This is a genomic window from Pseudomonas sp. UMAB-40 (assembly GCF_900095275.1).
Lineage (GTDB): Bacteria > Pseudomonadota > Gammaproteobacteria > Pseudomonadales > Pseudomonadaceae > Aquipseudomonas > Aquipseudomonas mandelii_B.
The window spans coordinates 43,266-55,762 of sequence record NZ_LT607567.1 but is presented as its reverse complement, the minus strand read 5'-3'; the positions used below and the strand labels follow the sequence as shown (position 1 = coordinate 55,762).

10 protein-coding genes are annotated in these 12,497 nt (G+C 60.4%); all 10 read left to right on the top strand.

Annotation, left to right across the window (positions count from 1 at the left end; translation table 11 throughout):
- Window positions 1-12: 12 nt before the first annotated feature.
- The 10 genes from K0F88_RS22350 (at window position 13) to K0F88_RS22305 (ending at window position 12,443) form a co-directional block, all read left to right on the top strand.
- Window positions 13-1,008 carry a major capsid protein gene (locus K0F88_RS22350; protein WP_219096562.1) on the top strand — a complete coding sequence of 332 codons (996 nt, stop codon included), beginning with the start codon at window positions 13-15 and terminating at the stop codon, window positions 1,006-1,008.
- 36 nt (window positions 1,009-1,044) lie between these two features.
- Window positions 1,045-1,437 (top strand): Bbp16 family capsid cement protein, encoded by a 393-nt coding sequence (locus K0F88_RS22345; RefSeq protein ID WP_219096561.1) that lies wholly within the window; start codon window positions 1,045-1,047, stop codon window positions 1,435-1,437.
- Window positions 1,430-1,801 (top strand): hypothetical protein, encoded by a 372-nt coding sequence (locus K0F88_RS22340; protein ID WP_219096560.1) that lies wholly within the window; start codon window positions 1,430-1,432, stop codon window positions 1,799-1,801. The genes K0F88_RS22345 and K0F88_RS22340 overlap by 8 nt, the downstream gene beginning before the upstream one ends.
- Window positions 1,802-1,859: 58 nt before the next feature.
- Window positions 1,860-2,459, top strand: coding sequence for a hypothetical protein (locus K0F88_RS22335; RefSeq protein WP_219096559.1), 600 nt, complete (start codon window positions 1,860-1,862; stop codon window positions 2,457-2,459).
- 8 nt (window positions 2,460-2,467) lie between these two features.
- Window positions 2,468-4,798 carry a hypothetical protein gene (locus K0F88_RS22330; protein ID WP_257605323.1) on the top strand — a complete coding sequence of 777 codons (2,331 nt, stop codon included), beginning with the start codon at window positions 2,468-2,470 and terminating at the stop codon, window positions 4,796-4,798.
- Window positions 4,788-5,252 (top strand): hypothetical protein, encoded by a 465-nt coding sequence (locus K0F88_RS22325; protein WP_219096557.1) that lies wholly within the window; start codon window positions 4,788-4,790, stop codon window positions 5,250-5,252. The genes K0F88_RS22330 and K0F88_RS22325 overlap by 11 nt, the downstream gene beginning before the upstream one ends.
- Before the next feature lie 11 nt (window positions 5,253-5,263).
- Window positions 5,264-5,725, top strand: coding sequence for a hypothetical protein (locus K0F88_RS22320; RefSeq protein WP_219096556.1), 462 nt, complete (start codon window positions 5,264-5,266; stop codon window positions 5,723-5,725).
- Complete coding sequence (locus tag K0F88_RS22315; RefSeq protein WP_257605322.1) at window positions 5,726-8,140, top strand: hypothetical protein; 2,415 nt, start codon at window positions 5,726-5,728, stop codon at window positions 8,138-8,140.
- The gene (locus K0F88_RS22310) at window positions 8,137-9,897 is read left to right on the top strand and encodes a hypothetical protein (protein ID WP_257605321.1); all 1,761 of its coding nucleotides are present in this window, start codon (window positions 8,137-8,139) and stop codon (window positions 9,895-9,897) included. The genes K0F88_RS22315 and K0F88_RS22310 overlap by 4 nt, the downstream gene beginning before the upstream one ends.
- Before the next feature lie 122 nt (window positions 9,898-10,019).
- Window positions 10,020-12,443: a hypothetical protein gene (locus tag K0F88_RS22305; protein WP_257605329.1), complete on the top strand. Its 2,424-nt coding sequence runs from the start codon at window positions 10,020-10,022 to the stop codon at window positions 12,441-12,443.
- Window positions 12,444-12,497: the final 54 nt, after the last annotated feature.

Genomic DNA, 12,497 nt, shown 5'->3' with positions numbered 1-12,497 from the left:
GAGAGACAACAGATGGGCATTCTCACTTCCACCATGCCGACCCTGATCGATAAGTTCAGCAGGGAAGACAGCCAGAAAAAGATCATGAAGATCGTCGAGCTAATGGCTAAGCGAAACGACGTCCTCATGGATGCTGAATACCAGGAGTGCAACGACGGCTCCAAACACAAAACCACCATGCGTTCGGGTATCCCTGAACCGACATGGCGCCTATTCAACAAAGGCGTGCAGCCAACCAAATCGACCACTGTGCCTGTGCTGGACACCACCGGCATGATGGAAGACTACGGCAAGGTTGATAAGGCGCTGGCTGACCTGAGCGGCAACGCTGACGCTTTCCGCGTGTCGGAGAACATCGCCAAGTTGCAAGGCTTCAACAACAAGGCCTCGCGTTACATGTTTTACGGCAACACCGGTTCGGAGCCTGAAGCGTTTCTGGGCTTGTCGCCGCGCTACAACGACAAGTCGGCCGACTCCGGCGCCAACATCATCGACGCCGGCGGTACCGGTTCGACCAACGCGTCTATCTGGTTTGTCACCTGGGGTGAAATGACCACGCACCTGCTGTATCCGAAAGGCAGCGTGGCGGGCTTCGTTCACCGCAACCTGGGTGAGGACACCGTGCTCGACGAGAACGGTCTTGAGTTCCAAGCTTACCGCGACCACTTCAAGTGGGATATCGGCATGTCGGTTCGTGACTGGCGTGCCAACGCGCGTATCGCGAACATCGATGTCACAACCCTGACCAGCGATGCGGCAACTGGCGCCAAGATCATCGAACTGATGATTAAGGCTTACTACCAGCTCGACAACCCGGACCAAGGCGAAGGCCGGACCATCATCTACGCCAACCGCACCATGCAGACCTTCCTGCACCTGCAAGCGATGAACTCCAAGAACGTCAACCTGACTCTGGGCGAATACGCCGGGAAGAAGATCCCTGAGTTCCTGGGCATGCCAATCAAGCGTGTCGACGCGCTGCTCAACACCGAAGCCCGCGTAGTCTAACGACTGCGTGGTTTTCCCCTTCACGGAGAAGACATCATGCTTTTTGACGCAAAGCTGCAGTTCTCGGCAGCCCAGGCAATTACTGCCTCCGCTGTATCGACGAACACCATTGACCGCGGCGACAACAAGGACGTTGGCCGAGCCGGCGATATCCCGCTGCTGATCCAGGTCGTTGAAGCGTTCAACACCCTGACTAGTCTGACCATTGAGTTGCAGACCGATGACAACTCGGGGTTCGCCTCGCCACGGTCCTTGTATTCGGTCGTTGTCCCGTTGGCCGACCTTAAGCTGGGTTACCAGACTCCGGTCATCACCTTGCCGCAGAAAACTGAACGTTTCCTGCGCCTCAACTACACCGTGACCGGCACCGCCCCAACACTGGGCAAGGTAACTGCTGGCGTGGTTGCTGGAGTGCAGACCAATGCCTAAGCGCTATGAAGTGCTGGAGCGTTCGTTTATCAACGGTCGACTCTATGAGCCTGGTGAAACTGTCGTTCTGGAGATCGACGGCCCAGGCTCCAACCTCAAACTGGTCAGCAACAAGGCTGTGGCTGCGCCAGCAACTGGCAAGGACGATGACCATCTGGAAGATGGTTACGTGGCTGCACGTGGGGCCGCTGGCAAGTTCGTCGTCAAGGATGCGGCGGGCGTGTTGGTTGGGTCATTTGCGGGTAACAAGGCCGAGGCGGAAGCGGAAGCCGCCCGTCTGAATGCTGGTGGCTTGCCACTGCTCAAGGACGATGACCATCTGGAAGATGGCGGTGACGGCGGCAACGGACTGCCAGACGCCTGATCCAACCGCACCAATCTAAGGGCCCTTCGGGGCCCTTTCTCATTTCTGAGGTTCCCGAATGTCTAGCGATATCGAGATCTGCAACGTCGCGCTTTCACGTGTTGCATACACTCAGCCAATCGTGTCGTTCACTGAGAAAAGCAAGGCGGCAGAACTCTGCAGCGTGTTTTATAGGACGTTGCGCGAACTGGTGCTGACTGAATTCCCGTGGCCGTTTGCTGAGTCGATCGTCACCCTGGCTGACATCGGGAGCCCTGCGCCGGGCTGGGCGTACCGCTATCGGTACCCTGCTGACTGCCTGAAAGTCCGCGAAATCATCCTGCCGGGCCAGCGCGGACCGCTTACAGCTGATCAGCAGATCCCCTACAAGATCGGCTACGACGCTGGCGGTCGAGTTATCCACACCAATCAGCCAGAGGCTGGTGTGCGCTTCACGTTCAGGGTTGAAGACGCCACGTTCTTCGACGCTCTATTTGCGGACGCGTTTGCTTGGCGCATCGCGATGGATCTGGCGTTGCCGCTGAGTTCAAAGCCAGAGCTCCAGCAGTACGCCGACCAGCAATATCAGCGGGCAATGACCAAGGCTGAGGCCTCTGCCTTCGAAGAATCTCAGGACGATCCAGAACCTGAATCTGAATTCGTGTTGGTGCGCTCATGAGTAGTGTATTGCAGCCAACCTTCGCCGCCGGCGAGCTGTCGCCATCCGCCAGTGCCCGCAGCGATATCGCCCGCTATTACACCGGGCTCAAGCTTTGCCGCAACTTCATGGTCATGCCCTACGGCGGCGTGCGTAACCGCCCTGGCACCAGGTTGGTGTGCGAGGTTGCCGATTCGACCAAGTTCAATCGCCTGATCCCGTTTCAGTTCAACGACGAACAGACTTACATTTTGCAGTTTGGTGACCTGGTGCTACGGGTCATCAAGGATGGCGGGCAGATCGTGTTCGGTGGCGGCCCGTTCGTTGGCCTGCCGTATCAGCTGGCAATGCCCTACACCCAGTACGATTTGCCGCAGCTGAACTTCACCCAATCAGCCGATCTGATGACGTTCGCACACCCAAGCTACAAGCCTCGCGAGCTGGGCCGGCTGGCGCATGACAACTGGATCACATCGGAAATCAGCCTTGCGCCGCGCATCGCCGCCCCTGCATCAGCGACCGCTACGCCCACGGCCGGCACGGGCGTCACCCAGATCTGGCGTTACCAGGTAACAGCGGTTCTTGATGACGGCAACAGCCTGGACGAGTCGTTGCCTGTCACGTCGAACACGGCGACGGTGTTTGCGGACACGGCATCGGCAACCATCGTGTGGCCAGCAGTACCAGGCGCCACGTATTACATCGTCTACAAGGACAACGCCGGGGCTGGTATCTACGGTTTCATCGGTCGCGCCACCGCACTGACGTTCACCGACCGCAACATCACCGCCGTGAAGACCGACACGCCACCGAATGGCAACGATCCGTTCGTAGGCGTCAACAACTACCCGGGCGCCGTTGGCTACTACCAGCAGCGCCTGGCCTTCGGTGGCAGCAACGCCAATCCACAAACCGTGTGGATGAGCAAAACAGGGCTGTTCAAGAACTTCGGGTTTTCGATCCCGAACAAAGACGACGACGCTATCACCTTCACCATTGCCAGCAAAGAGGTGAACCGCATGCGCCACCTGGTGGGGCTGGATAGCCTGCTGGGGCTCACCTCTGGTGGTGAGTGGACTTTCTCCGGCGGCGACACGGGGCTGACAGCTAAAACCATTCAGGCGCGACAAAAGGGGTATGACGGTTCGTCGCTGGTCCCGCCAGTGGTTGTCGGTAACAACGCTGTGTACCTCCAGGCGCGCGGCAGCCGTGTGTCGTCGTTCGGCTACTCGCTCGAAGCTGACGGCTTTGTCGCTGGCGACCTGACGCTGTTCAGCGCCCACCTGTTCCGTGGGCACAAGCTGACCGACGTGGCATATCAGAAGATTCCGGACTCGATTGTTTGGTACGTGCGCGACGACGGGAAGCTGCTGGGGCTCACCTATTTGCCTGAACAGCAGCTTGTTGGCTGGCACTGGCACGACACTGACGGCTTTGTCGAATCCATCGCCTGCATCCCTGAGGGGCAAGAAGACGCCCTGTACATGGTGGTGCGCCGGAGCATCAACGGCGTGATAAAGCGATACGTCGAGCGCATGGCGACGCGCCAGATTCTCTCGATCGAGGATGCTTTCTTCGTCGACTGTGGCCTGACCTACGACGGCCGAAACGCTGACCCACTGAAAACCATGACGCTATCGGGTGGCACTACCTGGGAATATCCAGAAGTCGTGACGATGACAGCTGTCGGCCACACGCCTTTCACCTTCGGCAGCATCGGGCGCCACTACTCGCTTAAGCGCGTGATCACAGACGCGAATGGTGACACCAGTACCGATATCGTTCGCGTTGAGGTGGTGAGCGCCCCAACCACCAGCCTTGTATCCGTCAAGCTTTTGGTGGCCTGTCCCGCATCGCTCCGTGGTGTCGCCGTGTCCACCTGGGCCCTTCAGGTGAAGACCCTGTCCGGCCTCGGCCATCTGGAAGGCAAGACGGTTTCAATCCTGACTGATGGCAGCGTCCACCCGCAGCGTGTGGTGGTGGCCGGGTCCGTCGAGTTGCAGGAAGAAGCCGGCATTGTGCACGTAGGCCTACCGTACAACTCCGACATGGAAACGCTCAACATTGAGCTGAAAAATGCCAATGAAACGGTTCTCGATAAGAAGATTGCCGTCACGTCGCTGACGGTCGTTGTTGAGGAGTCGCGCGGCATTTTCGCCGGCAAAGACAAAAATTCCCTGTACGAGGAAAAGACAGAGCGGGACACCTACGAGCAGCCGCTTGATCTGCTGACTGGGCAAACCGCTATCGCCATCTCCAACGATTGGCAGGGCAAGGGCCGGGTGTTCATTCGCCAGTCAGACCCGCTGCCGCTGACCGTGCTGGCCGTCATTCCAGAGGTGACCATCGGTGGCCGCTGAAGTGTTGCCGGTAACGGCTGAAGACGTAGCGCAAATCCTGCCCATCGTGCGCCAGGCCGATATTGACGAGATAACCGAGGCGCTGGGAATCCCGATGGAAAAGGCCCTGGTCGAAGCGATCACCGGCAGCCTCAACGCCAAAAAGATTGTCGTCGACGGCCTGGTGGTTGCGGTGTTTGGGGATGCCACGTACAGCATTCTCGGCTCTGTCGGCGTGCCGTGGTTGATCAGTACCGTCCACGTCGAGCGCCACGCCCGGGCGTTCCTGAAAGTCTGCAAGCCCGAGGTTCAGGGCATGTTGACCCGCCATCACCACCTGATGAATTACGTCGATGCCCGCAACACGGCCGCCATTCGCTGGCTCAAGTGGCTCGGCTTCACCTTCGGCCCGGCCGTTCCTTACGGATATCGGCGCTTCCCGTTCCACCCCTTCACATTGAATAGAGAGATTTGAATATGTGCTGGATGGCATTGATACCAGTCGCCGTCGCCATGGTCGGCGGCATGATGGGCGCGCAAAACGCCAAGCAGGAAGGCGCCTACAACGCGAACATGCTGACCGGGAACGCGGCACTGAAGGACCAGACCGCCCAAGAAACACTCAACGCCGGCGACACGACAGCGGACTGGCAGCGTGTTCGAACTGGGCAGGCGGTTGGCACCCAAAAGAGTGTTCAGGCTGCCAATGGTATCGACGTCAACAGTGGCAGCGCTGCGCAGCTCCAAGACGACACCGCCATGATCGGCGAGCTGGATGCCCTGACGATCCAGAACAACGCGGCGCGGGAGGCTTACGGCTACAAGATCCAGGCACAGCAGGACCGTAGCAACGCACAACAGGTCCTCACCAATGCCGGCAACAAGGCTACGGGGTCAATTCTCGGCGGCTTCGGCAGCGCTTTCGGCTCATTCGCGGGAGGTCGCTAAATGCCTCGGGTACCGACATACGACACGGCTCAGGTCGGCCAGCAGCCTGTTCGTGCGGTTGAGCTGCGCGGCGTTGCCCCTGATAACTCGGCCATCGCTGACGGCTTGCAGAGCTTCCAGCGTGGCGCCCAGATCCTGGTCAACAAAGAGCGGGAGAAGGCCGATACCGCGTTGCTGATGGACGCTGACAACCAGCTGACCAAGTGGCAACAGAAGGCCATGTACGACGAGAACGGCGGCGTGTTCACCCGCAAGGGCAAGAACGCCCTCGACGTCACCAACCAGACGCTGGATCAGTTCGAGCAGACCCAAGCCGAGATCGCCAAGAACCTGACCAACGATCAGCAGCGGTCGCGCTATGCCCAGATCGTGGCCAGCCGCCGCAACTCGCTCTCCAATGACCTGAACCGGTACGAATACAGCGAGCGGCAGAACTATTACGGCGAAGTCGAAAAGGGCCAGCTCGAAACCTCGATGCAAGGCGCTGCGCTGGATTACCAGGACCCGGCCAAGGTTCAGGGTTATCGGCAGAAGATCGACGCCGTTCTGGCCAGTCGCGCCGAGCGGCTGGGGCTTTCCCCTGAGGCGGCACAGGCTGAGCGTCTTAAGACCAATAGCGGCATGTCGACGGCCGTCATTCAGCGGATGTTGGTCGACGACCCGGCCAAGGCCAAGGGTTACTTCGACTCGTTCAAAGACACGATGACCGCCGAAGACCAGATCCGTGCCAGCAGCGGGATTGACCAGGGTTTCCGCCGGCTGGAAGCGGAAGCCCGTCAGCGCCAGGTCGAGGCGCGGCAGATGCAGGCCATCAACCGCATGGAGTTGAGCAGCCGCGTGCAGGATGCCAGCGCCGCCTATTCGCAGGGTTTGGACTTCCAAAACCCGCCATCCCGTGCCGACTTTGACGCCGCCTATGGCAAGGACAAGGCCGCTGACGCTTATGAGAATTTCTCCAAGGTGCAGGCCATCGCGCCTGCTATTCGCGAATTTGCCACCGCCGACCCACAAGAGCGCCAAGCGATTCTGGATAAATTCAATCCGACCAGGACGGCGGCGGGATCCTTCTTTGGTGACAAGGCCGCCGGCATGTTGGAACAGGGCAACATTGACCTCAATGCCCGGCCGACTGTGAAGAATGCCGATGGGTCGATCAGTACAGTGCGATCGATATCGGCGAACTTTGATGGTCAGGAGGTTTTGATTCCGACTGTCAGTGATGACGGCAAGATCCTCAGCAACGAGGAAGCAATCAAGTCCTACCAGAAAACCGGAAAGCACTTGGGCAAGTTCGACAACCCGGAAGATGCCACCGCCTACGCTGAGTCATTGCACGAACAGCAGGCCAAGCAGTACGGCGGCGACGGCGTGCCTACTGTGGGTAAAGGCTTCAAGGAAGATTCCCAGCTTTACCAGCACCTGACATCCGTTGGTGTAGGCCTGCTCAAGCAGCAGCAGACCGACCCGGCCGCCTATGTCGCCAAGTACAGCCCCGTCGTTCAGCAGGCTTTCGCAGCAGCGCAGGACGCCGGGACACCAGAGGCTTATCAGGCTTACGCCACCGCAACCGTTGCAGAGCAGGAGCGCCTTGGGGTCATTCAACCGCAACTCCTGCCGAAGGCGGCCGCTGATCAATTCGCGGCACAGTTCAATCAACAGGTTGAAGGCGGGGAAAACGCAGCCACGCTGATCGAGCAGCAGGCGCAACTGTGGGGCAAGAACTTCCCGGCCGTGTTGCAGCAGGTCGGTAACAAGCTGCCGGCCGAAGCCCAAGTAATTGCCACCAATCTGCCGAAGGACATCGCTGAGCGCATGGCGTCAGTGGCCACGATAAAAGACGCAGACCTGTACTCAGGCTTGCAGAAGGGCCAAAAGGATGAGGTCGGCCAAGCGGTGCAACAGGCAATGCTTCCGTTCGCGGAGTCTTTGCAGGGGCAAGCTGGCGGTATCAATACCCTCAGCACCATGCACAAGGCCGCCGTTCGCACTGCAACGTCCTACGTGCTTCAGGGCGCAAGCCCAAAGGACGCCGCGCAGAAGGTTGTCGACGGGATGGTCAACGATAAATACGACTTCTTCGGCACCTACCGCGTGCCGAAAACCCTGGACACCAACGCGGTCAGCCGCGGCGCCGAGCAGGCCTTGCGCACTCTCAAGCCTGACGAACTGATGGGGCTGCCTGGGCTCAAGGGCGTTACCGACGAACAGAATGCTACCCAGCTGTACGAAGCATTGCAGGCCGGTGGCCAGTGGGTGCCGACCAATGATGAAAGTGGTCTGGCGCTGACACTGAACGGGTACCGGGTTCGCGGCAAGGACGGCAAGCCGGTCGTTAAAAGCTGGGCCGAACTGCAACAGAAGGGCATTAGCGCGCCGTCCAAATCTGGGGCACCAAGCATGGGGATTTACAATTGACCATCTTCGCGGGTGACGCACAGGTTCTCGATCGGCGCACGATGCTGGACATCCCGGCAGAGTCGGGCGAAGTGTTTGACGCTTCGTTCGGTGGGGCTTTTGCCACCAACCCGTCAAGCTCGATCGTTCGCACTGAATCTCTCAACCAGGCACAGGAAGGCCTGAGGCTCACCGGTGACACGGAATCAATTCTGGTACCGCCGCGCAATGAGCCTGACACGCCACTGCTCGAAGCACAGGCCGCGCGTGATCGCGTTGCTGGCATGGGACTTGACATCAAGATCCCCGAACAGGGCATCCGCGAAGGCGCGCTGGACATCCTTGTCGATCGGCACCGCGAGCAGGCTGCCCGTCAACAAGTCATGGCCCGGGCGAACGGTGGTTCGTTCGGTACCCAGATTGCTGCAAGCCTTGCCGCTTCGTTGCTGGATCCGCTTAACATCGCTTCGGCATTCGTTCCGGTGGTGGGTGAGGCTCGATATGCGGCGTTGCTGGGGCGCGCCGCTGGCCCATTGGGGCGTGCGGGTGTCCGTGCGGGCGTTGGCGCAGTTGAGGGGGCTGTGGGCGCGGCGATCATTGAACCGCTGCCACTGCTGGCGGCTGGATTGGACCAGACCGAATACGGCCTTTCCGATTCGTTGGCCAACATTGCGCTTGGCGGGATCCTCGGTGGCGGACTGCACACCGTTGGCGGGGCTGTATCCGATGCGCTGCGTCGTAATCTGGCCACCGAAGCACCGCCGGCGGGGACGGTTCTGAACGCTGCTGATCGGCAGGCCGCGCCTGTTCAGTCGCTGCGCGCTGCTGACTTCGAGCGTGTATTCGATCAGGACCCGGACGCAGCCCTGCGTATGTCGCTGGCCCGCCACCTTGAAGAAGACGGGGCATCCCTGTCACGCAACGCCCAGCGCCAGGCGCTTGATGAGATACGCCCGACACTGACTGGTGAGCGCGTGGGCAATGTGGCCGACCTGAAGGCTGAGCGCGTCGGCCTGGTACAGCGTGACATGAATCTGGACGCGACTTTTCGTGAGCGGGCGAAGGACTTTCAAGGCCAGCGCATGAGCCGCAAGCAGGCAGAGCGCGCAGCGCGGGAATCGATCGCCACCGACCGCGAGCAGATCCGCACGCGTCAGGCCGAAATTGATACCCAGATCGAGCGCAACCGCACCGGCGAGTTTGATCGGCGTGACCTTGGCCTGATCGAGCGCGGCGAGGTGCCGGAGCGCCTGCGCCCGCAGATCGAAGCCCGCGCCAAGCAGATCATGGCGGGGTATCAGCAGCGGCCGTTGGGTGCTGCCGTGCGCACCGCCCGGGAAACCGCCGAGTCGGCAGACTGGACCGTGCGCGACAGCGCATTACGCAGCGCCGTGGCTCAAGCCGTGAGCGGGCGCGATATCGACGTCAATTCTCTTTTTGACCTTGAAGCCCCCGGAAAGTCGGGTGCGGCGCTGGAATACGTCAAGCGCCCGACCACCCGCAGCGTGGATCCTCAAGGGCAATCGGAAAGCCTGCGCGTCGATGGTGAGGTAAAGGCCCAAGGCCAAGACGATCTGGAATCGGCGCAACAAGCATTTGATGAGGATGAAGCCCTGGTAAAGGAAATGCTCGAGCAACTGCCGGAAAACGAACGCGCCGCCGTACTTGCTGCCGGTCGCGAAGAAACAGATCTGGCCATCGCCCAGGCTGAACGGGCCGAACGTTATACGAAGGCATACCGCGCCGCTGCCGTGTGCGACATAAGGAACGGGCAATGACTCCCTGCATAGATGCTGTACGGGCCGCCGCCGGCGACCTTGAAGACCAAGAGATTTCGGAGATTTTCGAACTGTTGCGCGGACGCGCGAAAGAGATAATGGCCAGGGAGGGCGCCTTGGGCATGGAGCAGGCGACGTTGCGGGCTGCTGATGAACTCGGCAAGCAGGCAAGGCAGGCGGCTTTGATCGAGCGACGTAATGCGCTGATCAACCTGCGTCGTCGTGGGGAGATTGTTTCTTTTGTGCGTGGCAGCTTTGCCGACCGGCCAGACCTGGGCATTGAATCGCTGCTGGTCGGTACCAACCTTGCGCGCCAAGGGTCGCGCCTGTCCGTTGCTGCCGAACAGAAGTCGCTGGGGGATGCCTACATCGGCGGCCTAATCCACGATCTGGAACGCAAGGACCTGACCGCCATATTGGCCAAGGGTAGTGCTGACGTCGATATCGCCGACGCTTTGTGGAAGATCGGCAACGACCTGGACACCTCGAAGCTCAACGACCAAGTGGTCGATATCGCCAAGATTATTCAGAAGTACCAGGAAGCGGCGCGCATCGATGCGAACCGGGCCGGCGCCAACATTGGCAACCTGCCCGGGTACATCGCCCGCCAGAGCCATGACAGCGAGAAAATTGGCTCGGCTGGGTTCGACAAGTGGGTTGAAGACATTCTGCCGCGCCTTGATCCGAAAACCTTTGACGGGGTGGCCAACGAAGCCAGCTTCCTGCGCGGGGTTTTTGATGGCCTGGTAACTGGCGACCACCTGAAGGCCGCCGGCGATACCAAACCAAATGGCTTTCGCGGGCCGGCCAACATCGCCAAGAAAATCAGTCAGGAACGGGTGCTGCACTTTAAGGACGGTGTGGCCTGGCACGAATACAACACGCAATACGGGACCGGCAACTTGCGCGAGGCAGTGTTGCGCGGCCTCGATCTGTCTGGCCAGAACACAGCGCTGATGCGCCGCCTCGGTACCAATCCAGAAGCGAACCTGAACATGGCGATGGACATCATTGCCGAGGACGTCCGCAAATCCGGCGACCCCGCCGCGCTGACCAACTTCAACACTGCCCGGCAGACGATGCTGGCGAATCGTTTTGCCGAGGTGAGCGGCGCGACCAGAATTCCCGGTAACGCTACGCAGGCGCGGATCGCCGCCAACGTTCGGGCGTGGCAGTCGCTGTCAAAGCTGGGTGGCGCGCTACTGTCGAGCTTCACGGACCTGCCTGTGGCCGCCAGTGAAATGCGGTACCAGGGCAAGAACTTCCTCGGCTCGCTGGGTGAAATGACCGCGGGGCTCGCCAAAGGGCGCGGCAGTCTGGAACAACGCGAGATCCTGTCGAGCTTTGGCGTTTACGCCGACTCGATGCGCGGGGAGATCATGCGCCGATTCTCGGCCGACGATTCGGTGGGCGGCAAGATGAGCCGGGGTATGTCGCTGTTCTTCAAGCTCAATGGCCTTTCGTGGTGGACCGATGCCAACAAGGCCAGCGCCGGGCTGATGATGGCCCACAACCTTGCGCAGAATAAGGGCAGGGCGTGGGGCACGATGGACGCAGGGTTTCGCCGCACGCTGGGGCTCTACGACATCGATGCCGGCAAGTGGGACCTGTTGCGCAGCATGGACACCAAGATGGCTGACGGCCGGGATTACCTGACCGCCGACGGCATCGGGGATATCCCAGCCGAACGCATCGGGGATTACCTGGCATCTCAAGGCCGCAAGGTTTCTGATTCGGCTATCCGTGAAACCCGCGAAGGCCTGGACCGCAGTCTGCGCGCCTACGTGAACGACCGGGTCAGCTATGCGGTTCTTGAGCCAGATGCCCGTACACGATCGATCATGAACCAAGGCACCCGCCCGGGCACGATGATGGGTGACCTCAACCGCTTCCTGACCCAGTTCAAAAGCTTCCCGGCCGCATACATGCAGAAGACGCTGGGCCGCGAGCTGTACGGCCGTGGGTACGCGCCAACCCCGCTGGGTGAGGGCTACCGGGGAAGCAAGGATCTGATGGCCGCCCTGCGCAATGGCAACGGCGAAAAGCTCGGGCTTGCCCAGCTGCTGTTGTGGACAACAGCCTTTGGCTATCTGTCGATGGCGTCCAAGGACATCGCCAAAGGTCGCGAGCCGCGCCCGGTCGACGATCCGAAAACGTGGGTAGCGGCCATGGTGCAGGGCGGTGGCTTCGGCATCTTCGGCGACTTTATGTTTGGAGAGGTCAGCCGCTTCGGCAACAAGCCGCTGGAAACTCTGGCCGGACCCACACTCGGTACCGCCGCCAGCGCCGTCGACCTCTGGAGCAAAGTCCGCTCCGGTGATGATGCTGCAGCGTCGGCAATGCGCCTGGCCCAGAACAACACCCCATTCCTCAACCTCTTCTACACCCGCATTGCCATGGATCACCTGTTCCTTTATTCGGTCCAGGAGGCGTTGAACCCCGGCTCACTGCGCCGAACCGAACAGCGCATCCAGAAAGAGAACGGCCAGCAGTTCCTGGTACGCCCATCGCAGAGCTATGCCGACCCGCTAGGAATCGCCCGCTGACACAACCCATCCCCATCGAAGCCCGCGTTAAGCGGGCTTTTTTTCGCCTCAAGA

Excerpts from the sequence above, each read along its gene's own strand:
- K0F88_RS22350 (WP_219096562.1), top strand. The coding sequence starts at position 13 with ATGGGCATTCTCACTTCCACCATGCCGACCCTGATCGATAAGTTCAGC.
- K0F88_RS22335 (WP_219096559.1), top strand. The coding sequence starts at position 1,860 with ATGTCTAGCGATATCGAGATCTGCAACGTCGCGCTTTCACGTGTTGCA.
- K0F88_RS22305 (WP_257605329.1), top strand. The coding sequence starts at position 10,020 with ATGGAGCAGGCGACGTTGCGGGCTGCTGATGAACTCGGCAAGCAGGCA.
- K0F88_RS22315 (WP_257605322.1), top strand. The coding sequence starts at position 5,726 with ATGCCTCGGGTACCGACATACGACACGGCTCAGGTCGGCCAGCAGCCT.
- K0F88_RS22340 (WP_219096560.1), top strand. The coding sequence starts at position 1,430 with ATGCCTAAGCGCTATGAAGTGCTGGAGCGTTCGTTTATCAACGGTCGA.
- K0F88_RS22320 (WP_219096556.1), top strand. The coding sequence starts at position 5,264 with ATGGCATTGATACCAGTCGCCGTCGCCATGGTCGGCGGCATGATGGGC.
- K0F88_RS22345 (WP_219096561.1), top strand. The coding sequence starts at position 1,045 with ATGCTTTTTGACGCAAAGCTGCAGTTCTCGGCAGCCCAGGCAATTACT.